Genomic DNA, 22,770 nt, shown 5'->3' on the forward strand with positions numbered 1-22,770 from the left:
CTCAGAGCCGGTGCGCCGTGCCGGCGGGGCTCGCACCCCGGGTGTCCAGCATCAACTGGGCCTTGACCGCGAGCCCTTGCAGGTCGTACGTGCGGTGGTGCTGGAGCAGCACCGTGAGGTCGGCGGCCGCCGCGGCCTCGTAGACGCTGTCCGCCCGGGGGACCGGCCGGCCCAGCACCCGCCACTCGGTCACATGGGGGTCGTGGTAGCTGAGTTGTGCGCCCAGTTCCAGCAGCCGGGAGGCCACCTCCCGGGCGGGTGAGCCCTCCTGGTCGGCGATGTCCGCCTTGTAGCCGACGCCCAGCAGCAACACCCGTGCCCCGCGCGCCGATTTGCCGTGCTCATTGAGCAAGGTGGCGCAGCGCTGCACCACATAGCGCGGCATCCGCCCGTTGACCTCCTGTGCCAGTTCCACCATCCGCAGCGGATAGCCCAGCGTACGGCCCTTGTAGGCAAGGTAGTTGGGGTCCACCGGCACCCCGTGGCCGCCGACTCCCGGGCCGGGGCGGAATGCCTGGAAGCCAAAGGGCTTGGTCTCCGCGCAGCGCACCACGTCCCACAGGTCCACACCGATGTCATGGCAGAAGACGGCCATCTCATTGGCGAGCGCGATATTGACGTACCGGTAGTTGGTCTCCCAGACCCTGACCGCCTCGGCCTCGCGGGGGCCCCGGGCGCGTACCACCTTCTCGCAGAGGCGCCCGTAGAACGCGGCGGCGGCCTCGGTGCAGGCGGGGGTGAGGCCGCCGATCACCTTGGGGGTGTTGTGCAGGCCGTAGCGCCGGTTGCCGGCGTCCACCCGGCTGGGGGAGTAGGCCAGGTGGAAGTCGCGTCCGGCCACCAGCCCGGAGCCCTCTTCGAGCAGGGGGCGCAGGTACTCCTCCGTCGCGCCGGGGTAGACCGGGGACTCCAGCAGCACGGTGGTGTGCGGGCGCAGCCGGGCGGCCAGGGTGCGGGCGGCGGCGCCGATGGCGGTGAGGTCCAGGGCCCGGTTCTCGCCGAGCCGGGTGGGGGCGCAGATGACGGCGGTGCGGACCCGGCCCAGTTCGGCGTCCTCGGTGGTGGCATGGAAGCCGGAGGAGAGCATCCGGCGCAGGTCGGCGGCGGTCAGCCCGCCGCAGCCATGCTCCGCGGGCAGCCGGCCGGCGCGCAGTTCGGCGACCGTGTGCGGGTCGGGGTCATAGCCGACGGTGGTGATGGACGCGGCGGTGGCGGCCTGTGCCAGGGGCAGGCCGAGATGGCCGAGTCCGATGACGGCGAGGTCTGCGGGCATGACGGGATGCGGTCCTTCCCGGAGCGGGCCTCGGACGAGTATCAGGTTAAGCGGATATATGACAGATCTTTGGGATTGACTCAGCTCTCCGGCCCGGATCACGGGATCGGCCCCCTGCGCCGGTGGCGTTCGCGGACCGGCCGAAGCGGCGGTTCTGGGGCAGCATCGGAGGAAGAGCGGGTACGCGTCCGGGTGCGGTGAGACAGCAGGGGCACCGCGCGACTTCAGGTATCGGGAGGCAGTGGTGAGGACGGCGACACTCGGTCCGGCCGAACGGAGCGCGGCACTCGCCCGGATGGCCGAGCGGGAACTGGACATCCTGGTGGTGGGCGGCGGGGTGGTCGGCGCGGGCACCGCGCTGGACGCGGCCACCCGGGGGCTGGCCACCGGCCTGGTGGAGGCGCGGGACTGGGCGGCCGGCACCTCCAGCCGGTCCAGCAAACTCATCCACGGCGGCCTGCGCTACCTGGAGATGCTGGACTTCGCCCTGGTCCGCGAGGCGCTCAAAGAACGCGGGCTGCTGCTCCAGCGGCTGGCCCCGCATCTGGTCAAGCCGGTGCCCTTCCTCTATCCGCTGCAGCACCGCGGCTGGGAACGGCTCTACGCGGGCACCGGGGTGGCCCTCTACGACGCCATGTCGGTCTCCTCCGGGCACGGCCGTGGACTGCCCGTCCACCGCCATCTCACCCGCCGCCGTGCCCTGCGGGTGGCACCCTGCCTGCGCAAGGACGCGCTGGTGGGCGCCTTGCAGTACTACGACGCCCAGATGGATGACGCGCGCTATGTCGCCACCCTCGCCCGCACCGCCGCCGCCTATGGCGCGGAGGTGGCCAACCGGACCCGGGTGGTGGGCTTTCTGCGCGAGGGCGAGCGGGTGGTGGGCGCCCGGGTGCGGGATCTGGAAGCGCCCTCGACAGAAAAGGGGGCGGAGTTCGAGGTCCGGGCCCGGCAGGTGGTCAACGCCACCGGGGTGTGGACGGACGACACCCAGCAGCTGATCGCCGAGCGCGGTCAGTTCCATGTCCGTGCCTCCAAGGGCATCCACCTGGTGGTGCCCAAGGACCGCGTCCACTCCACCACCGGTCTGATCCTGCGCACCGAGAAGAGCGTGCTGTTCGTCATCCCCTGGGGCCGGCACTGGATCATCGGCACCACCGACACCGACTGGGACCTGGACAAGGCCCACCCCGCCGCCTCCAGCGCCGACATCGACTACCTGCTGGAACATGTCAACTCGGTGCTGGCCGTCCCGCTGACCCGGGACGATGTGCAGGGCGTCTACGCCGGGCTGCGCCCGCTGCTGGCCGGGGAGTCGGACGCCACCAGCAAGCTCTCCCGGGAGCACACGGTGGCCCATCCGGTGCCCGGGCTGGTGGTGGTGGCCGGCGGGAAGTACACCACCTACCGGGTGATGGCCAAGGACGCGGTGGACGAGGCGGTGCACGGTCTGGACCAGCGCGTGGCCGACTGCGTCACCGAGGACATCCCGCTGGTGGGCGCCGAGGGCTACAAGGCGCTGTGGAACGGCCGGGCACGGATCGCCCAGCGCACCGGGCTGCATGTGGCACGGGTGGAGCACCTGCTGGGCCGGTATGGCTCGATGACGGATGAGGTGCTGGCGTATGTCACCGGCGACCCCTCCCTGGGCGAGCCGCTGACCGGGGCCGACGACTATCTGCGCGCCGAGATCGTCTACGCCGCCTCGCACGAGGGCGCCCGTCACCTGGACGATGTGCTCACCCGCCGCACCCGTATCTCCATCGAGACCTTCGACCGGGGCACCCGCTGCGCCCGGGAGGCGGCCGGGCTGATGGCGCCGGTGCTGGCCTGGGACGCCGCCCAGGTGGACAAGGAGGTGGAGCGCTATGAGAAGCGGGTGGAGGCGGAGCGCGAGTCCCAGTTGCAGCCGGACGACCTGACGGCGGACGCGGCACGGCTGGGCGCTCCCGATGTGCAGCCGCTGTAGGGGGGCCGGGTCGCTGACGCTCCATGAGGATTCGGTACGCGGCATGAGCATTCTGTGACGGCCGGGCCTCACCGGGAACCGACTTATCGGAAACGGGGTCATGTAAAGGGGCAGCCGGCAGCGCGGCCATGACACTCCGCCATACACTCCGCCATCCGGAAACCCGGCGCAGCGCGCGTTCATCACCCGTGGTCACTCGGACCCTGGACTTCCACTGGTCCGCGGATGAGAGACAATGGTCGCTCTGCCGGGGCCGGTTGGTCGCAGAGCTGGATGCCAGAGGGGACGCATGTCGGACGCGGAGCAGACGCAGGGCACGACCGGGCGCCTCCTCGCCGGGCGGTACCGCCTCGGTGACGTTCTCGGCCGGGGCGGCATGGGTACGGTCTGGCGCGCCAACGACGAGACGCTGGGCCGTGTGGTCGCCGTCAAGGAACTTCGTTTCCCGTCGAATATCGACGAGGACGAGAAGCGCCGCCTGATCACCCGCACCCTGCGTGAGGCCAAGGCCATTGCCCGAATCCGCAGCAAGGGTGCCGTCACCGTCTATGACGTGGTGCACGAGGACGACCGCCCCTGGATCGTGATGGAGCTGATCGAGGGCCGCTCGCTCGCCGATGTCATCCGCGAGGACGGCCCCCTGAAGTGGCGCCGGGCCGCCGAAGTCGGCCTGGCCGTGCTGGACGTGCTGCGTGCCGCCCACCAACAGGGCATCCTGCACCGTGATGTGAAGCCCTCCAATGTGCTGATCGCGGACGACGGCCGGGTGGTGCTCACCGACTTCGGCATCGCCCAGGTCGAGGGCGACCCCTCGGTCACCTCCACCGGCATGCTGGTGGGCGCCCCTTCCTACATATCGCCGGAACGGGCACGCGGTCAGAAACCCGGCCCGCCCGCCGACCTGTGGTCGCTGGGCGGCCTGCTGTACGCGGCCGTCGAGGGTGCGCCGCCCTATGACAAGGGCTCGGCCATCGCCACCCTGACCGCCGTGATGACCGAACCGCTGGGTCCGCCGAAGAACGCGGGCCCGCTGGAAGGCCTTATGTACGGGCTGCTCGCCAAGGACCCGGCCAAGCGGCTGGACGAGGCGGGTGCCCGGGCGCTGCTCACCGAGGCCATCAACACCACGGACGAGCGGCTGGCCAAGAAGCGGCCGCCGGCCCCCGACCTGGACGTCACCCAGGCCATTGAGCTGCCGGCCGCCGCCCGGAAGAGCGCCCCGTCCGGTGCCTTCGGCGCGTCCGGCCCGTCCGGTCCGTCCGGTCCGTCCGAGAAGAAGGCGCCCAAGCGGGCGCCGGTGCAGCAGCCCGCCAGGACCGAGAAGACCCCGGCGGGCAGCGCCTTCCGGCCGCTGCGGGACGAGATCCCGTCCGGCTCCTCGACCACCGCCCGCGACATCCAGGAGCCGCTGGCCGGCGGCTACACCTCCACGCTGGTCCGGATGCGGGTGCCCGCCCAGCGCCGGGTGCTGATCCTGGTGATCGCCCTGGTGGTGCTGGCGGTGATCGGCACGGTGATCGCCCTGGTGATGCACGGCGGCGACAGCAAGAACAGCGGCAAGGGCACCAACCACGCCCACGCCGCGCTCTTCCGGCCCGGGCACCTGGGCGTCGGAACCAGCCCGGATGGGTATGCAGCAGTGGGCAACCAGCCCTGGCAGCAGGGTCAGTTGAGCGCCGAGTGACCACTGGGCCGGCCGTCCGTCCGGATTGCCGGCGGGAGGCGGCGGGCCGGCCGGACGAGCTGCGCCGTACGGCCCCGAAAGGGGCTCTTCGGCACGTATCGTGAGGGAGCGCGGACGGTGCGCAGCCGTGCTTCGCGGCAACTCGCGCTGCCGGTAAGGCCGTTCGGGCTCTGGCAACACGGGTATCGCGCGCTTGGGGAGGCGTCGTGGACGATTACGCGGGCCGGGTGCTGGCCGACCGCTACCGCCTGCCACGGCCCCCGTCCGATGCCTTCGAACTGGTGGAGACCAGGGCCTTCGACACCTACAGCGGGCAGGAGGTACTGGTCCGCCAGATCCCGCTGCCCGAGGTGGTGGACGCCGAACTGGTGGACGGGCCCGGGGAGAACGGCGCCCGGCCGGAGGCCGCCAGCCCCGGGCGCACCGTGGTGGGCCCCGGCGACCCCGCTGTGCGCAGGGCGCTGGCCGCCGCCACCGCCGCCGCCCGGATCCCCGACCATCCACGGCTGGACCAGGTCTTCCATGTGTTCGCCGAGGCGGGCAGCCTGTGGATCGTCAGCGAACTGGTCTGCGCCCGCCCGCTGGCCGCGGTGCTCGCCGAGCGCGCCCTGTCCCCGCACCGGGCCGCCGAGGTGGCCGCCGACATCCTCACCGCGCTGCGTGCCCTGCACGCCCAGGGCTGGACGCACCGCAACATCACCACCCGCACCGTGCTGATCTGCGAGGACGGACGAGCGATCCTCACCGGGCTGGCGGCCGGCGCGGCGGAGGAGGCGCTGTGCGGCTATGACCCGGTGCCACCGGTGACCGCCGAGGCCCCGTCCGGCGCCGCCGGCCCGGCCGGTACCGCAGGCGTGGCCCGGGTGCCGGTCCAGGCGGCCGGCGGCGCCCCGGGCTCCCGGCCCAAGCCGGGGGCCATCGCCGCCTACCGGGCGGGCGCCAAGGCCGGCGCCGCGCGCGGTACGCTCCCCGGCCCGTCGGCCGGTGCCGCCACCTGGGGCGGCGGCAGCGCCGCCAGCGGCACCGCACCCGCCCCCGGCTCACCCGCCCCGCAGACCACCCGCTGGAACGCCGACGCACTGCTCAAGGACAGCGCCTCGGGCCGTAACGGGGCCCAGGCCGGAGTTCAAGCCGGAGCCCAGCCCGGAACCCAGTCCGGAGCCCCGGCCGGGCGGGTGGCCGAGGGCTGGGCGCAGACCGCCGGCTCCGGTGGCGCGCTGGCCGCCGAACGCGCCCGGCAGGCGCGGATGCTGGTGGTGGGACCGGTCACCGAACGCTGGGCCCCCGAGCAGGCCTGGCCCCTGACAGAGAACTGGCAGCTCGCCCCGCCGGTCGGTCCCGCCGCCGACCTGTGGGCGCTGGGCGCCCTGCTGTTCCGGGTCGTCCAGGGGCACGCCCCCTACCCGGAGGACAACACCGCCGACCTGGTCCGGCTGGTGTGTGAGGAGCCCCCCGCCTACGCCGAGGAGTGCGGTGCGCTGCGCCCGGTGGTCGAGTCGCTGATGCGTAAGGACCCGGCGGAACGGCCCGACTTCGAGGAACTACGCGGCTGGCTGCGGTCGTTGATCCGCTCCGCCCCCGAGCCGGACATCGGCAGCCGGACCGTCACCGTGCCGTCCACCGCCCTGGGGACGGGCGCCGCCGCGGAGGCGGGCCGGCTGCCCACCGTCCGGCGGCGGGGCGAGCTGATGCGCCGGCGCGGGCGCACCGCCGCCGGTCCGGAGGCGCCGCACGGGCGGCACAAGAGAGCGGGGGACCGGGAGCCGGGCGGGGAACGGCCCAGCGCCTACCTCCAGGAGCAGCGGGTACGTGCCGAGGCCAGCCCGCACCGGCTGGGCCGGCTGCTGCTGGGGCTGATACTGCTGTTGCTGGTGGGGGCCGTGCTCTATGCGCTGCTGTTTATGCCGCGTGCCACCGAGAGCGCCGGCCAGAGCACCGGGGACCGTACCGCCGCCACCCAGGCGCTGAGCGCAGGCCCCAACAGCCCGGCTCCGGAAGGCGGTGCAGGCGCCGCGTCGCCCGGTGCCTCCGCCGGCGGTGAGCCGGCCCAGGGCGTTGCCCTGCGCCATGACCCCAAGGGCTTCACGGTGGCGGTCGGCTCGGACTGGCAGCGCCAGGGGGACACCGGGCGCGGCCAAGTGACGTACGTCCGGGGCGACTTCCGGCTGCTGGTGGTGCCGGGCCGGGACAAGGTCGCCGAGTTCGGTGCCGATCCGCTGGTCTACCAGGAGGAGAAGGAGTCGGAGCTGGATCCCTTCCGTGCCTCGGCCTGGTCCGGTGCCTCCGGTCTGCGCCGGGTGGATGTCGGCCGGAACGCCGGGGCGCAGGGCACCTTCAACTGGACCGATGACAGCGGCCATCAGCTCTATGTCCGCAACGCGGCGCTGATCCTGGACGGCCGCTACCATGTGCTCCAGGTGATCGGCCCGGCCTCCGGGCAGCGCTCGGTGGACTCCTTCTTCGAGCAGGCCACCAGCAGCTACCGGGCCGACGGCTGACGCCCGGCCCCGCCGGAGAAACGGGCCCGCAGCTCGTCCTTGAGCACCTTGCGCAGGGTGTGACCGCGTGGCAGCTCGGCCACGACCTCCACCTGCTCGGGCACCTTGTACCCGGCCAGCCCCTGGCCGCGCAGATGGTCCGCCACTTCCGGCACGGTCAACGGTGCTGACTGCGGCCGCAGTTGCAGCACGGCACAGACACGTTCGCCGCGGGCCGGGTCGGGCAGCCCGATCACCGCGACGTCCTCGACCGCCGGGTGGGTGCGCAGCAGCCGTTCCACCTCGGAGGCGGAAATGGTCTCTCCCTTGCGGATGATGACGTCCTTGAGCCGCCCGGTGAGCACCAGATAGCCGTCCGGGGTCAGATGGCCGACATCGCCGGTGGGCAGAAAACCGGCCCGGTCGAAGGCCCGGCCCCGGTGGTGCGGGTCGGCGTAGCCCCGGCAGACGGCCGGGCCGCGCAGCCTGATCTCGCCGTCCGTACCGGCGGGCAGCGGGGTGCCGTCGGCGGCGGTGACCCGGATCTCCATTCCGGCGGGCGGCCGGCCCTCGGTGGTGGCCAGCCGGTCCGGCGGGTCATCGGGAGTGCCCATGGTGATCAGTGGGGCTTCGGTCATGCCATAGCCGTGCAGCAGGGCGCAGCCCAGCTCCTCGGTGACCTCCCGGTGGAGCGCGGGCGGCCGGGGCGCCCCGCCGCCGGCCAGCATCCGCAGTGCGGGCAGCAGCGGCCGGCCGGGAGCCTTGCGCTGTTCGGCGAGGAACATCGTGTAGAAGGCGGTGGACCCGCCCGCGATGGTGACCCGGTGGCGGCGGTAGGCGTCCAGTGCGGCCGGCAGGGCGAAGTGCTCGACCAGCAGCGCGGGAAAGCCGCCCAGCAGCAGCATCACCAGGTAGTGGACCCCGCCCACATGCGCGAAGGGGAAGGCGATGGAGCCCACATCCTCCGGCCCCGGCCGCAGGGCCCCGGCCAGGGCGGCGCTCGCGGCCAGCAGCGAGCGGTCGGTGTGCAGCACGCCCTTGGGATCGGCGGTGGTCCCCGAGGTCCAGTGGACCCAGCGGACGGCCGAACCGTCCGCCGGCTCCGGGGGCACCTTCCCCGGTGTCGCGCCGGCCAGGTCGCCGGGCGTGATCACCTTTGGCGGGCGGGTCAGCCCGCCCGCCAGCCGGTGGGCCATGGCGGTGTGGTCGAAGCCGCGCCAGACGCCGGGGACCACGAAGAATCCGGCCCCGGTGGTGCGCAGCGCATGGCCCGCCTCCTGGTCCCGGCCGTGCGGGATCAGCGGGCTCTGCAGAGCGTCCAGGCGGGAGAGGGCGAGACAGAGGACTACGGTCTCGATTCCGGTGGGCAGCTGCCACACCACCCGGCTGCCGGAGCGCACCCCCAGCCGGTGGAGGCGGCCGGCGGTGCACAGGGCCCGTTCGCGCAGACCGGCGAAGGTCAGGGTGCGGTGGTCCTCGGCCTGGATCAGGGCGGGTGCGCCGGGGGAGCGGCCGGCGCGGCGGTCGAGAAGTTCCCACAGCGTGCCGGGCACAGGGAGCATGGCCACCTCGCTGAACTGATGCCGCATCAGCTGGAGTTTCGAGCCTAGGGCGGCGGCCGCTTGCCGGTCCAGGGGGTGGCGGCTAGCTTCGACAGAAAAACTGACGGAGCGTCAGACGCATGCTCTGTCGACCTTCGCAACGGAGGGCTCTCGTGGAACTGCCCCTGATCGTCAGCGTGGATGACCATGTGATCGAGCCCGCCCACCTCTTCGACACCTGGCTCCCGGCGGTCTACCGCGACCGCGGCCCCCGGCCGCTGACCACCGGCATCGGAGCGCTGGAGTACACCGGCGGGAAGTACCGCTTCACCATGGACCCCGACGGGCCGCCGGCCGACTGGTGGATCTACGAGGACCTGGCCTTCCCCTACAAGCGCAACATCGCCGCCGCCGGCTTCGACCGCGACCTGATGACCCTGGAGGGCATCACCCGCGCCGAGATGCGCCCCGGCTGCTGGGATCCGGTGGAACGGCTGAAGGACATGGACCTCAACCATGTCGAGGCGTCCCTGTGCTTCCCCACCTTCCCCCGCTTCTGCGGCCAGACCTTCGCCGAGGCCCGGGACAAGGAGGTGGCCCTGGCCTGCGTGCGCGCCTACAACGACTGGATGGTGGAGGAGTGGTGCGGCAACAGCGGGGGCCGGCTGATCCCGCTGTGCCTGATCCCGCTCTGGGATGTGCACCTGGCCGTCCAGGAGATCCGCCGCAATGCGGCCCGTGGCGTGCGGGCCGTCACCTTCAGTGAAATCCCCACCCACCTCGGTCTGCCCAGCATCCACTCCGGCCACTGGGACCCCTTCTTCGCCGTCTGCCAGGAGACCCGGACCGTGGTCGCCATGCACATCGGCTCCTCATCCCAGATGCCCGCCGCCTCGCCCGACGCACCCCCGGCGGTGCAGGCCACCTTGTCGTTCAACAACGCCATGGCCTCCATGGCCGACTTCCTCTTCAGCGGAGTCCTGGTGCGCTTCCCCGAGCTCAAACTCGCCTACAGCGAGGGCCAGATGGGCTGGATCCCCTACGCCCTGGAACGCGCCGACGATGTCTGGCGGGAACACCGCGCCTGGGGCGGGGTACGCGACCTGATCCCCGAACCGCCCTCCCACTACTACTACCGGCAGATCTACTGCTGCTTCTTCCGCGACAAGCACGGCATCGCCGCGCTGGACACCGTGGGCCCGGACAACGCCACCTTCGAGACCGACTACCCCCATGTGGACTCGACCTTCCCGCACACCAAGGCCGTGGCCCTGGAGCACGTCCGGGGCCTGGACAAGGAGACCGTCCACAAACTGCTGCGCGGCAACGCCATCCGCATGCTCGGACTCGACCTCGACCGGCCGGACGCCTCATGAACCTCGACGACACCCCCGAGGAAGCGGACTTCCGCCGCCGGCTGCGCTCCTGGCTGCACCGGACACTGCCCACCCTGCCCCCCGCACCCGACCCCGACGACTGGCCCGCCCGCCGCGCCCATGACTGTGCCTGGCAACGGGCGCTCCACGGGGCGGGGTACGCCGGACTGCACTGGCCCCGCGAGGCCGGTGGCCAAGGGGCGGGCCCACTGCGCCACTTGATCCTGCTGGAGGAGGCCGAACGGGCCGGCGCCCCCTATGTGGGTGCGGGATTCGTCGGACTGCTGCATGCCGGGCCGACCATCGCCGCCGAGGGCACCGATGCCCAGCGGGCCCGCTGGCTGCCGCCGATCCTGCGCGGCGAGGAGGTGTGGTGCCAGGGCTTCTCGGAACCGGAAGCCGGCTCCGACCTCGCCGCCCTGCGCACCCGGGCGGTCCGGGACGGCGATGACTACCTGGTCACCGGCAGCAAGATCTGGACCTCCCATGCCCAGATCGCCGACTGGTGCGAACTGCTGGTCCGCACCGACCCCTCGGCACCCCGGCACCGGGGGCTGAGCTGGCTGGCCATGCCGATGAACGCGCCCGGGGTGACGGTACGGCCCCTGCGTACCCTGGCCGGCTCCACCGAGTTCGCCGAGGTGTTCCTGGACGAGGTGAGGGTGCCGGTCTCCTGCCGGGTGGGCGCCCAGAACGACGGCTGGCGGGTCTCCATGGTCACCCTGTCCTTCGAACGCGGCACCGCCTTCGCCGGAGAAGTGGTCGCCTGCCGGCGCACCCTGGCCCAACTGGCCCGCGCGGCCCGGGCCAACGGCAGCTGGCAGGACGCGGTGCTGCGCCGCCGACTGGGCCGGCTCCACGCGGACTTCACAGCACTCTGGAGACTGGTCCAGGCCAATGTGAGCGAGGCCGAACACTCCTGGCGTTCCGGAGCGGGAGGAGTGCCGGGCGTGGGCGGTTCGGTCTTCAAACTCCGCTACTCACACGCCCGCCAGGAACTCTATGAGGCGGCCGCCGAAGTCCTGGGGCCCCGCTCCCTGGACGCCGACCAGAGCTGGACGGCCGACCGGCTCTCCTCGCTGGCCTACACCATCGCCGCGGGCACCTCCCAGATCCAGCAGAACATCATCGCCGAGCGCATCCTCGGCCTGCCCAGCGGAAGTTGGAGATGACCATGGACTTCCGGCTCACTGACGACCAACGGCTGCTCCGCTCGGAAACCCGCCGGCTGTTTGCCGCGCTCTACCCCCGCGAGCGCCTGCGGGAGTCGGTCGACAGCACCGGCGAGGACATCGACCGTTCGCTGTGGCGGAAGCTGGGCGACGCCGGACTGTTCTCCCTGCGGCTGCCGGAGCAGGACGGCGGCGCCGGCCTCGCCCTGCCGGAGGCGGCACTGGTCTTCGAGGAGACCGGACGGCACCTGCTGCCCGGGCCACTGACCGCCACCCACCTGGCAGCCGGGCTGCTGCCCGGAGCGGCTGAGGGCACCTGTGTGGTGACCGCGGTGGACGGCCCGGGGCCCGTCGAACACCTCGCCACCGCCGATGCCGTGCTCCTCCTCGACGGCCCCCGGCCCCGACTGCTCCAAGGAGCCCGGCACACCCAAGGTGCCGCCGTCCACGCCCTGTTGGCCACCCCCATCCGGTCCGTTGACCCGGTCACGCCCCTGCACCTGTTGTCCGCAATCCCGCCGCTCGGCGACGCCCGCCCCGTCCCCGGCGCCGCCGCCTCCCGGCTGCGACTGGAGGGCACCGTGCTGACCGCCGCCCAGCAACTTGGCAGCGCCGGCCGCACTCTGGAGATGGCGGTCACCCATGCGAAGACCCGTACGCAGTTCGGCCGGCCGATCGGCGCCTTCCAGGCGGTCCAGCACTTGTGCGCCCAGATGCTGCTGCGCACCGAACTCGCCCGCGCCGCCGTATACGCCGCGTCACTGACCGTGCTGCCCGCGGATGTCTCGGCGGCCAAACTCCTCGCTGACGAGGCCGCCGTACGCAACGCCCGTGACTGTGTGCAACTGCATGGCGGCCTGGGATTCACCTGGGAGGCCGATGTCCATCCCCATCTCAAACGGGCCTGGCTCAGGGCCGGTCAGTGGCAGACGGCCGCCCAGGCCGAGACCGAACTGGCGGAGCGCCTTCTGGCCGACGACCCGGCCGGTCCCAGGTAGTCGATCGGAAATCCGCTCGGGCGAAACCCTGAGCGATGTGAATGCGGAGGGTAAGCCCCGCGAGAGAAATACGAGTTCGGCCGGGAAGAGAGGTCACGCTGCGTTGATATCGAGTTGTGTTCTGAGCGTAACTTGCCACGGCGCGGAGTCGGCTTCCCGCTCGGGTACGCTCCCTTGAATGCGAGCGGTTCGGATATGCGGGGTGGCATGGGGGTTGCCCAAGTGACCTTGCCCGCTGCCCGATCGGTTCCCTCTCGTTGGGGGTGGGGTGTGTGAATATCCCGGCCCCGAACCCCGGCCAGGTGCTTCGCGCGGTTTCCGGCAGACTCATTACTTTGCGCGGGAATACGTCGGAAGCGTTTGTCGGGGTAACTCAGCGTCAACCATGCTGTCGTGGAAGGAGATCACCCTCGGTGACTCCACTAGGGCGCGAGGCATTGTGTCCGCCGGTTCGGATGGTGTGAGCGTTGCAGGTGCTTCAGATGCAGATGGAGGTGCGGGCCGACCCCGCCGAGGTCGGCCGCGCCCGCAAGTGGGCACGGTCAAGGCTGGCCGGGTCGGGGATAGGGGTTGACGAGCCGCTTGCGGACACGCTGATCCTGCTGATCTCCGAGTTGGTCACCAACGCCGTGGTGCACACCGGATGCCCGGGCGTGCTACGGATGTTGTTCCCCGGGGCCAGTGGTACTCCAGGTGCGGTCACTCATCCCCGCGCGGGCATCGTCCGGGTCGAGGTGACCGACAACAGCGCCCGCCCGCCCCGGCAGCGGTGCGCCCATGGCGATGACACCGGAGGCCGTGGCCTGGAACTGGTGGAGGGCTTGGCCGACCGCTGGGGCTGGCAGCCGGAGGGTGCGGGGAAGCGCATCTGGTGCGAGATCGACCGGGGTTCATCGCCGTTGACACGGTGGAGTGGTGCTTTTGAGCCACAACACGCCGTCACAAATAGGGCGTAGGTGGCAAAGTCCAGACCAGGTGTTGACGTGAAGTGGCCACCTGATCACCCTTGGATGAAGCGATTCGTTGCGAGGGGACGTCGAGAGGCCCATGTGACCCGGGCTGCCTTGGCGAGTGCGGGTCGCGGACCGGCGCGGCAACAGGGCTCAAGCGCCGGAGCTGGGCGGCGGCGCACGGTGCCGTGCTCGGGGTGCGCATCTGTACGCCGCCGCTCGCCCGACCTTTGGTAATTGGCGCATAACAGTCAGCGGTCGGGTGAGAACCGGACTTGGTGGCCCGCGTGCCGGTGTCCGCTGTCACCCGCTGTTGGGCGCTGTGGCCCACATGTCATCGCACTACCGTGCGCGGGAAGGGTCAGAAGACGGCGACGGGTGCGACCGGTGCGCCCACCGCACCCACAAACGGTTCCGGGGTGGCCGACAGCAGGAAGGTGTACCGCTGTTCCTCCGCGCACACCCTGGAGAGCTCCTCCAGATTCCAGTTCTGCCCCTGGAGCATCCCCATCTCGACCAGGTGGAGTGCGTGCACCCCCAGCCACAGGCCCTCGATCTCCGGCGGGATGATCTCGAAGGTGAGGGTGTCATTGGCGACCGCCGCCACATCCCGGGCGTGGAACCACTCGGGTGTGCGAATGGAGAGCCCTGGGGAGGGGTGGGCATAGCCGTCCTTGTCGCCCGCCAGATACCGCTGGATCTGTCCGGTGCGGACCAGCACGATGTCGCCGGCCTGAACGGTCACCCCCGCCAGCTCCTCGGCCGTCGCAAGGTCCTCCGGGGTGACGGCATGGCCGCCATCGAGGCGCTCCACGTCCCGGGCCCTGGCCACATCGAGCAGCACCCCCCGGGAGACGACCGGCCCGGCCTTCTCCAGTCCGCTGAACCCGGCCCGGCCATGCGCGGTGATCGATGCCGCCGGGCGGCCGTTGTAGATCCTGCCGCTGTGGGAGACATGGCCGAGCCCATCCCAGTGGGTGGCCGCCTGCAGCCCCATGACCACCATGTCGTCACTGGTGGCCACCGTCCCGGGGCCGAACATCTCCAGATTCACCGCAACCATGGTGTGCAGGGGGTTGACTCTGCCGGGGATCAGTCCGTTCTGCACCCCGTCCAGGCGCAGCGGCAGTGCCAGCGAAACCCTTCGTCCGCTGGTCACGCGGGCGGCGGCGGACCGGGTGACGGTTTCGCTGATCAGGTTGAGGGTGCCGATCTCATCGGCCGCACCCCAACGCCCCCAGTTGCTGACCCGTTTGGCGATCTCATGGAACTCGTCAGGCAGTGACATCGTTGCCTTCCCTTCCACGCCCGTAGGGGTTGTGCTCCGGCCCGCGCTGCCCAAAAATCTAACGGGCCGTCAGAACTGCGGGAAGGGGTGTCCACCGTGGGGAACTTCTTGGCAGGCAAGGTGGTCGCCGTCACCGGCGCGGGGCGTGGCATCGGCCGGGCTGTGGCTCTGGCCTGCGCCGCCGAGGGCGCCAAGGTCGTCGTCAACGACTACGGCGTATCGGTCTCGGGCGCCGAACCCACCAGCGAGGTGGCCGCCGCGGTGGCCAAGGAGATCGAGGCGGCGGGCGGTCAGGCGACCGCGGTCGCCGACGATGTGTCCACCATGGCCGGCGGCCAGCGGGTCGTGGACACGGCCGTGGATCGTTACGGCCGGCTCGACGGAGCGGTGTGCGCGGCGGGCATCCTCCGCGAGCGGATGCTCTTCAATATGACCGAACAGGAATGGGATCCGGTCATCGCCACCCACCTCAAGGGCACCTTCACCGTGCTGCGCGCCGCCTCCGCCGTGATGCGGCGCCAACGCGGCGGCACCTTCATAGGGTTCACCAGCGGCAACCACCAGGGCAGTGTCTCTCAGGCCAACTATGCCGCCGCCAAGGGCGGGGTGATCTCCCTGGTGCGCAGTGCCGCACTGGGCCTGCGGAAGTACGGGGTCACCGCCAACTGCGTGGCCCCGGTGGCCCGTACCCGGATGTCGGCCGAAGTGCCCCTGAAACTGGCCGAGATCGGGGAGGCCGAGGACGTCGCGCCCCTGGTGGTCTACCTGCTCAGTGAGCGGGCCCGGGAACAGGCTGTCACGGGTCAGGTCTACACGGTGGCCGGGCCCAAGATCGCGGTCTGGGCACAGCCCCGTGAATTGCGGGCCGCCTACGCGGACGGGGCCTGGACGCCCCAGCGGATCGCCGATCTCCTCCCCGGCACCGTGGGCACCGATCCCATGCCCATGCTCGCCCTGGTGGACGCGATGGCCGAGGCCGCCGCCGCCAAGGCGCGGCCCAACCTCTGATCCCCGACAACCCCTGGTTCCCGGTCTGTGACACAGCCGCCGCGGACGGGCGGCACCGGCGGAAGGAGCGGGCGTGGACTTCGCGTTCGGCCCGGAAGACGAGGAGTTCCGCACAGCGGCCCGGGCCTGGCTGGCCGGGCAGTTCGCCGGTGGCCGGGTTCCCGTGGCCGGCCGCCCCTGGGAGCGCCGGCTGGGTGAGGGCGGCTGGATCGGGCTCGCCTGGGACCGGAGCCGCGGCAGCTATGGCAACCGGACGGCGACCCTCACCCAACAGGTCGTCTGGGCCGAGGAGTACGCCCGGGCCGGGGCACCCGCCCGGCTGGGGCATATCGGTGAGCGACTGCTGGCACCCACCCTGCTCGCCGATGGCGACGACGCACAGTGTGCCCGCTTCCTCCCCGCCATCGCGAGCGGCGAGGAGATCTGGTGCCAGGGCTACAGCGAACCCGGCGCCGGGTCCGACCTGGCCGCCGTACGGACCGCCGCCACCTGGGACGATGGCGGCCGCGGCTACCGGATCGAGGGACACAAGATCTGGACCTCCCTCGCCCACCAGGCCGACTGGTGCTTCGTCCTGGCCCGGACCACCCGGGGATCGAGCCGCCACCAGGGCCTGTCCCTGTTGCTGGTACCAATGGACCAGCCCGGCCGGATCGAGGTCCGCCCCATCCGCCAACTGCACGGGGACTCCGATTTCAACGAGGTGTTCTTCGATGGCGCCATTGCTCGAGCGGAACACCTGGTGGGAGGGGAGGGCAATGGCTGGCGGGTCGCCGTAGACCTCCTGGCCCGGGAGCGCGGCGTGGCCACCTTGGCCCAACAGATTGGTTTCGCAGCCGAATTGGCCCGGGTGATCAAGACGGCGGTGGACAGCGGGGCCGCAGCGGAGCCGGTACTGCGCGACCGGCTCGTACGGCACTGGGCCGAGTTGCAGGCCCTGCGCTGGAACGCGTTGTGCACCCTGGGGGCGGCCGGTGACCCTGGGGCGCCGAGCGTCGCCAAACTGCTGTGGGCCAGCTGGCACAAGCGGCTCGGCGAACTGGCGATGCTGGTGCGTGGCGCTGCCGCCGCGATCGGGCCGGAGGACTGGAACGCCGACCGCCCGTACCAACTCGACTTCCTTCAACGCCACTTCCTGCTCTCCCGAGCCGACACCATCTATGGCGGTTCGGATGAAATCCAGCGCACCGTCATCGCCGAGCGCGTCCTCGGCCTGCTGAAGGAGGTCCGGCCGTGAGGGCCTATGGACACTGGATCGACGGGGCGTGGCGCACGCCGGACAAAGGGCACTATCCAGTTGTCAATCCGGCGACCGAGCAAGTCGTCGGGGAGGCCCCGGAGGCGACCGAAGCCGAGGTCGCCGAAGCCGTGGCCGCCGCGCGGGCCGCGCAGAGCGGCTGGTCGCTCACCGGTCCACAACAGCGTGCCGCTGTACTGGACCGGGTGGCCGATCTTCTTCTTGAGCGTGCGGCGGAACTGGTTCCGTTGATCCAGGCCGAGACCGGCGCCACCCTGCGCGTCGCCTCGGCCGTGCAACTTCCGTCGGCCGTGGACCGGTTCCGGCGCGCTGCGCGCGGCGCGCTGGAGCCCGGCGTCCTGCCGCTCCCGCCGTGGCCCGTGCGGGCCAACCCCCTTGCCCCCGGCGGCCTGATCGGCGCCGCCGCGGTCCGGCGCCCGGTGGGCGTCGTCGCCTGCATCACCTCCTACAACTTTCCGCTCGCCAACCTGGCGGGCAAGGTTGCGCCCGCGCTGGCCATGGGCAATGCCGCCATCGCCAAACCGGCGCCCCAGGACCCGCTCTGCTGCCTGGAGTTGGGTCCGATATTCCGGGAAGCCGGCTGTCCGGACGGCGTGTTCAACGTCATCACCGGCTCCGGGACAGGGGCGGGCGAACTGCTGGTGTCCCAAAGCGGCGTCGACATGGTGAGTTTCACCGGATCCACCTCAGTGGGAAGGAAGATCGCCGAGACTGCCGGGCGGTCGATGAAGCGCACCCTGATGGAGCTGGGCGGCAAGGGCGCGGCCATCGTCCTGGGCGACGCCGACGAGAAGGTGCTCAGGTCGGCGATCAAGGCGGTCGGGTCGGTCTGGTCCTTCCACAGCGGGCAGATCTGCACGGCACCGACCCGGGTGCTCGTCCAACGGCCGTTGTACGAAAGGGTCGTCACCGGTCTCAAAGACTACGCTGAGTCACTGACAATGGGAAGCCCTGTGGAAAACTCCACCGACATAGGGCCGTTGATCTCCGATGACCAGCGAAAACGTGTGGAGATGTATATCGAGGGGGCCCGGGGTCAGGGAGCCCGGATCGTCACAGGCGGTGTTCGGCCGCCGCTGGCACCCGGTTTCTATGTGGCGCCCACCCTGATCGCCGAGGTCACTCCCGAGATGACGGTGGCCCGTGAGGAGATCTTCGGGCCGGTGGTGGTGGCGCTGCCCTTCGAGGATGAGGACGAGGCGGTCCGGATCGCCAATGGCACGTCCTATGGCCTCTATGACTATGTCTTCAGCTCCGACACCGCCCGGGCCTGGGCACTCGCCGGCCGGCTGTACAGCGGCAACGTAGGGATCAACACATTGCAGCGGCACCCGGAGACACCCTTCGGCGGCTGTAAGGGGAGTGGCATCGGCCGGGATGGCGGCTCCTTCGGGTTGCACGCCTATAGCGAACTCCAGTCGGTGGTCTGGCCGTCCTGAGGGCGGGGGCCGGGGGCCGGGGGCGGGGGAGGTGGCCGGTGGCCGGTGACATGCCGGGCACCGCCGGCCGGAAGCCGCCGGCACCGCTGAAGCCGCCGGGCACCGCTGATGTCGCCGGACACCACTGGAGACCAACGGGCACCACGTGAGTACCAACGGGCACCACCGGATACCAGAGGAAGAAGTGGTCATGAGGGGCGTGATCTTCGACGGTGGGCGGCCCATGGTCGTGGACGATCTCCAAGTCCGGGCTCCCGGCCCCGGCGAGGTTCAGGTTTCCCTGGTCGCCGCCGGCATCTGTCACAGCGACCTCTCGGTCATCGACCGCACCCTTCCTCACCCGGCTCCGGTCGTCCTGGGCCATGAGGGCGCGGGGCTGGTCGAGAAGGTCGGCGCGGGCGTCACCCATCTGGCACCCGGTGATCACGTGGTGCTCTCCACCCTGGCTGCCTGTGGCGCCTGTGGCGACTGTGACCGGGGACGGCCCACGATGTGCCGGCGTTCCATCGGCCGGCCCGGGCAGCCCTTTTCCCGGGGCGGTGAGCCCCTGTACCAGTTCGCGGCCGTCTCCGCCTTCGCGGAGCGCACCGTCGTCAAGGCCGTGCAGGCGGTGCGGATTCCCGCCGATATGCCGCTGACCTCGGCATCCCTCCTTGGTTGCGCCGTCCTGACCGGTGTTGGAGCCGTCCTCAATCGGGCCCGGGTAGCCCAGGGTGAATCCGTGCTGGTGATCGGCGCCGGTGGCATCGGCCTCAATGTGCTGCAGGGAGCCAGGCTCGCCGGGGCGTACCCGGTGATCGCGGTGGATGCCAACCCGGCGAAGGAGCCGACGGCCCGGAAGTTCGGTGCCAGCTGCTTTGTGGACGCCTCCGCGATGGATGTCGAGGCCGCGGTGCGGAAGATCGTTCCCAATGGCGTGGACCACGCCTTCGAGTGCGTGGGTGCCCCCCACTTGGTCCGGCAGGCCGTGGAACTACTGGACCGGCGAGGCCAGGCGGTGCTGCTCGGTGTGCCACCCAGAGGAGCGGAGGTACCTATTCCGATCTCCGCCCTCTATCTCGACAAGTCGGTACTGGGCTGTCGCTATGGCTCCTCCCGTCCGCACCATGATGTGGCCCTCTACACGCGGCTCTACCGAGAGGGCCGGTTGCTGCTGGATGAGCTGGTGACGGCCGTCCACCCGGTGGAGGACTTTGTGCGGGCGGCGGAGGATGTGCGGGGCGGACGGGTGGCCCGCTGCGTGCTGGCCTTCTGAGCCGCCTCTCGCTCCGAGTTGTCTCTCGTGCTGAGCCGTCGCTCGCCGAATCGTTTCCTGGCCGCCCTCTCCCTCGACTCATCAGGGATCAACCGGTAAAAAATGGTGCCCGCCTGCGGCCGCCGCGGTGCCGTTGTGCGCCCGGACCTCCCTTTCGGCGGAATCAGCGGGGGTGAGCGGGGTCTCGAAACACCTCTCCACGCAACCTCTCGGCCTCTGGGGGAATCTTTCAGGGAGAGAGGGGCCGATATGACACAGCAAGCCGAGCCGGACGCGATACCGGACGAGGCGACGACGGCGAAGGGTGCGGTCGAGAGAACCGACGTGGAGGCGGACGCGGGGACGGACCCGGAGCCGACCGCGGAAACGATCGCGGAGGCAGTCGGGGAGCCGGCCGCCGAAGCGGTGGTGCGGACCGACGGTCCCTCCCGGCAAGAGGAGAAGCCGGACGGCTTCGGTGCCGCGTTCTGCGCCTCGATGGCCACCCTGAGCGCCGAGGTCGTCATCGCGGCGACCTCTGGTCTGCTGGTGCTGCTCTCCCGCGAGCACGATGGTCTGCCACACGGTGTCCTGCTGCTCGCCGCCGTATCGCTGGCCGCGCTGCTGTTGACCGTGCTGCTCAGTGGCTTCGTCACAGCCGCCGCCGTGATGCCCGCGCTCACCCTCGCGCGCCGTGCGGCACGGCGCACGGGGCGTTCCGGACGCTGGCCATGGACCGCGGGCGCCGTGGCCGCGGTGTCGGCGGCCGGGGTGATCACATTCGGCGCGGTGGCGGCGCTCGGCAGCCTCTCGCTCGCCAACCCGCTGTCCTATCTCATCTGGTGGGCGTCGCTCACCGTGGGGCTGCTGCCCGCGGCCTTTGTGGCCCGCATCGCCGACCGCCGGGTCCGGGCGGGCCGGTCCGGCAGCATGGCCCGCAGAGTCACCCGGGACGGCGCCATCGCCTGGCTGACCATAGGTGCGCTGGGTGCGGCGCTGTACGGCACCGGTCTGGTGGCCGTCTACAAACCGCCAAAACTGCATAAGTCGGATCTGGCCGGCGTCTGGGACGACGGGCGCGGTGGCCGGGTGGAGCTCAGCGAGAACGGCACCGCTGTGGCCAATGGGCTCGACAACTACCTGTGGGACGGGACGGGCCAGGACAAGGCCAAGGACTGTGACGGCCCCGGCACCTGGTCGCCCATGAAGGACGGCGGCAAGGTCCAGGGAGTGCACCTGGAAATAGCAAAGTGCGGCTTCAACCGGAACTGGAGTGTCGCCGGTACAGCCAAGGAACCGCGGATCTTCTACGGTGTCGGCAAGCCGGGTTCCGGAAAGCGCTATGAACTGAAGAAGGTCGTCAAGGGAAAGGGCGTCAGCAAGGCCAAGGTCAGAGCCGACAAGTAGCGCTCCGTCTCTTGGCCCCCTGGGCACCCTCGGCGTTCACCTCTGAGTCCTTCACCCCTGAGCCCTTCACCCCTCGAAGGTGCCCAACGTGCCGAACGCGCCCCGGTGGAAAAGCAGCGGCCCCGCCTCGGCGGCCGCCTCGTCCGTCCCCAGCGCCAGCACACTGCCCACCACGATCAGGTGGTCCCCGCCGGTGTGCACGGTGTGGATGCCGCAGTCGACCCATGCGGGTACGCCGGTGAGCCGGGGCGAACCGGTCACCGGGGACGCTTCGTAGGACACCCCGGCGAACTTGTCGCGCACCCGGGCGCCGCTGGCCGCGAAGTCCCGGCATAGTTCACCGTGTTGTGCACTCAGGACGTTGACGCAGAACACTCCGGCCCGGGCGATTCGTGGCCAGGTGGTGGATGTCCGGCCCACCATAAAGACCACCAGGGGTGGTTCCAGCGACAGCGAGGCGAAGGACTGGCAGGCGAAGCCGGCCGGTGGCTCGCCGTCGGCGCCCGGTGCGGTGATCACCGTGACACCGCTGGCGAAGTGGCCCAACGTACGCCGGAATTCCTCCGGTGGCGGTGGCAGGGGTTCATCGGCGCGCACCGCCCGCAGCACCGGCCGGAACGCCTCGGAAGGTACCGGCAAGGAGCCCTGGGCGCGCAGGTGGCGCAGGGCGGCGGTGGCCATGCCCGCGTGTCCCATCACCCCTCCATTGAAGCCGACGGAAATGCGGCGGGGAAGGTGGTCCAGGAGATCTCAGGGTTGAGTCGGGGGCGCATCATCGTCCCCGGTAAACCGGAGGGCGGTGCTCCAGGAAGGCGGCGATGCCCTCGGCCGCGTCGGCGGTGTTCATATTGATCTCCTGGGCCGCTGCTTCGGCGGCGAAGGCGGCCGCCCGGTCGGACTCGCCCGCAGAATTGACGAGTTGCTTGGCCAGGGCCAGCGCCCGGGTGGGGGAAGCGGCCAGCCGCTCGGCCCACCGCCGCGCCGTGGCCGTCAACTCACCATCCGGGACGACACGGTTGACCACCCCGAGGCGGTGAGCCTCGGTGGCGGTCAGCGGATCGCCGAAGAACATAAGCTCCTTGGCCCGCTGGGGTCCGACGAGACGGGCCAGCAGGTAGGCGCCGCCGCCGTCCGGGACCAGTCCGCGCCGCACGAACACCTCGATAAACGTGGCCCGTTCCGCCGCCAGCACCAGGTCGCAGGCGAGTGCCAGGTGGGCGCCCAGTCCGGCGGCGACCCCGTTGACCGCGGCGATCACCGGTTTCTCGCAGTCCAGTACGGCACCGATCAGCCGCTGGGCGCCCAGCCGGAGGGTACGGGCCACATCGCCCGGAACCCGTGCCGCGCCCGCCGGTCCGGCCGCGGTGCGGAGGTCCGCACCCGAGCAGAATCCCTTGCCCGAACCTGTGATCACCACGGCTCGGACGGCCGGGTCGGAAGAGTCCCGAAAAAATCTTGAGATTAGCCATTCCCGCTGGTCAGGAGTGATGGCGTTAAGTGTCTGCGGGCGGTTGAGTGTGATCCAGGACACTCCGTTGTCAGTGGTGTGCCCTATCAATATCCCATCGGCTCCACCGGGTTCGGCGAGGTCGCCGGAGCCGGGGGACACATCCTGGGGGGAGAGGGTCATGAAGGAGCTCCGTAGGTTCCGCGGTTCATGGGACCGGGTGGTACGGGTGGGCCGGCGGTTCATGGACGG

General features: G+C 71.0%; 16 protein-coding genes and 1 pseudogene. 12 read left to right on the plus strand and 5 right to left on the minus strand.

The genetic code is table 11. The features are described from left to right. Nucleotide 1 precedes the first annotated feature (1 nt). Nucleotides 2–1,273: a nucleotide sugar dehydrogenase gene (locus ACIHFE_RS12445; RefSeq protein ID WP_400105809.1), complete on the minus strand. Its 1,272-nt coding sequence runs from the start codon at nt 1,271–1,273 to the stop codon at nt 2–4. Nucleotides 1,274–1,517: 244 nt separating this feature from the next. On the opposite strand from ACIHFE_RS12445, the gene ACIHFE_RS12450 reads away from it, so the two are divergent. The 3 genes and pseudogenes from ACIHFE_RS12450 (at nt 1,518) to ACIHFE_RS12460 (ending at nt 7,421) form a co-directional block, all read left to right on the plus strand. Beyond that, nucleotides 1,518–3,239: a glycerol-3-phosphate dehydrogenase/oxidase gene (locus ACIHFE_RS12450; RefSeq protein WP_400105810.1), complete on the plus strand. Its 1,722-nt coding sequence runs from the start codon at nt 1,518–1,520 to the stop codon at nt 3,237–3,239. A 289-nt stretch (nt 3,240–3,528) separates the two neighbouring features. Further along, a pseudogene (locus ACIHFE_RS12455) lies at nt 3,529–4,354 on the plus strand (serine/threonine-protein kinase); the annotation flags it as partial. 775 nt (nt 4,355–5,129) lie between these two features. Next, nucleotides 5,130–7,421: a protein kinase gene (locus ACIHFE_RS12460; protein WP_400105811.1), complete on the plus strand. Its 2,292-nt coding sequence runs from the start codon at nt 5,130–5,132 to the stop codon at nt 7,419–7,421. On the opposite strand, the gene ACIHFE_RS12465 is transcribed toward ACIHFE_RS12460, so the two are convergent. Further along, nucleotides 7,403–8,989: a class I adenylate-forming enzyme family protein gene (locus ACIHFE_RS12465; RefSeq protein ID WP_400105812.1), complete on the minus strand. Its 1,587-nt coding sequence runs from the start codon at nt 8,987–8,989 to the stop codon at nt 7,403–7,405. The two genes, ACIHFE_RS12460 and ACIHFE_RS12465, sit on opposite strands and share 19 nt — an antisense overlap. Before the next feature lie 92 nt (nt 8,990–9,081). Between ACIHFE_RS12465 and ACIHFE_RS12470 the strand changes: the two genes are divergently transcribed. From ACIHFE_RS12470 to ACIHFE_RS12485, 4 genes are all read left to right on the plus strand, one after another. Next, nucleotides 9,082–10,317, plus strand: a complete 1,236-nt coding sequence (locus ACIHFE_RS12470; RefSeq protein WP_400105813.1) for an amidohydrolase family protein — start codon at nt 9,082–9,084, stop codon at nt 10,315–10,317. After that, entirely contained in the window at nt 10,314–11,489 is a 1,176-nt protein-coding gene (locus tag ACIHFE_RS12475; RefSeq protein WP_400105814.1) for an acyl-CoA dehydrogenase family protein, read from the plus strand. The genes ACIHFE_RS12470 and ACIHFE_RS12475 overlap by 4 nt, the downstream gene beginning before the upstream one ends. A 2-nt stretch (nt 11,490–11,491) precedes the next feature. After that, nucleotides 11,492–12,487: an acyl-CoA dehydrogenase family protein gene (locus ACIHFE_RS12480; RefSeq protein WP_400106066.1), complete on the plus strand. Its 996-nt coding sequence runs from the start codon at nt 11,492–11,494 to the stop codon at nt 12,485–12,487. A gap of 467 nt (nt 12,488–12,954) precedes the next feature. Further along, entirely contained in the window at nt 12,955–13,443 is a 489-nt protein-coding gene (locus ACIHFE_RS12485) for an ATP-binding protein (protein WP_400105815.1), read from the plus strand. A gap of 355 nt (nt 13,444–13,798) precedes the next feature. Here the strand turns inward: ACIHFE_RS12485 and ACIHFE_RS12490 are convergent, their stop codons facing one another. Next, nucleotides 13,799–14,725, minus strand: coding sequence for a cyclase family protein (locus ACIHFE_RS12490; protein ID WP_400105816.1), 927 nt, complete (start codon nt 14,723–14,725; stop codon nt 13,799–13,801). A 96-nt stretch (nt 14,726–14,821) separates the two neighbouring features. Between ACIHFE_RS12490 and ACIHFE_RS12495 the strand changes: the two genes are divergently transcribed. From ACIHFE_RS12495 to ACIHFE_RS12515, 5 genes are all read left to right on the plus strand, one after another. Beyond that, a complete protein-coding gene (locus ACIHFE_RS12495) occupies nt 14,822–15,733 on the plus strand; it encodes an SDR family NAD(P)-dependent oxidoreductase (protein WP_400105817.1) in 912 nt (303 codons plus the stop codon). A gap of 73 nt (nt 15,734–15,806) precedes the next feature. After that, nucleotides 15,807–16,970: an acyl-CoA dehydrogenase family protein gene (locus tag ACIHFE_RS12500; RefSeq protein WP_400105818.1), complete on the plus strand. Its 1,164-nt coding sequence runs from the start codon at nt 15,807–15,809 to the stop codon at nt 16,968–16,970. Next, the gene (locus tag ACIHFE_RS12505; protein WP_400105819.1) at nt 16,967–18,430 is read left to right on the plus strand and encodes an aldehyde dehydrogenase family protein; all 1,464 of its coding nucleotides are present in this window, start codon (nt 16,967–16,969) and stop codon (nt 18,428–18,430) included. Before ACIHFE_RS12500 ends, ACIHFE_RS12505 begins: the two co-directional genes overlap by 4 nt. A 190-nt stretch (nt 18,431–18,620) precedes the next feature. Further along, nucleotides 18,621–19,685, plus strand: a complete 1,065-nt coding sequence (locus ACIHFE_RS12510; RefSeq protein ID WP_400105820.1) for a Zn-dependent alcohol dehydrogenase — start codon at nt 18,621–18,623, stop codon at nt 19,683–19,685. A gap of 249 nt (nt 19,686–19,934) precedes the next feature. After that, entirely contained in the window at nt 19,935–21,071 is a 1,137-nt protein-coding gene (locus tag ACIHFE_RS12515) for a hypothetical protein (RefSeq protein ID WP_400105821.1), read from the plus strand. A 66-nt stretch (nt 21,072–21,137) separates the two neighbouring features. Here ACIHFE_RS12515 and ACIHFE_RS12520 read toward each other — a convergent pair whose 3' ends face one another. Beyond that, on the minus strand, nt 21,138–21,767 hold the full coding sequence (locus ACIHFE_RS12520) for a flavin reductase family protein (protein ID WP_400105822.1): 630 nt from the start codon (nt 21,765–21,767) through the stop codon (nt 21,138–21,140). 76 nt (nt 21,768–21,843) lie between these two features. Then, nucleotides 21,844–22,701 carry an enoyl-CoA hydratase/isomerase family protein gene (locus ACIHFE_RS12525; RefSeq protein ID WP_400105823.1) on the minus strand — a complete coding sequence of 286 codons (858 nt, stop codon included), beginning with the start codon at nt 22,699–22,701 and terminating at the stop codon, nt 21,844–21,846. Between the last annotated feature and the right edge of the window lie 69 nt (nt 22,702–22,770).

This window comes from Streptomyces sp. NPDC052396, assembly GCF_044593195.1.
Taxonomy (GTDB): domain Bacteria; phylum Actinomycetota; class Actinomycetes; order Streptomycetales; family Streptomycetaceae; genus Streptomyces.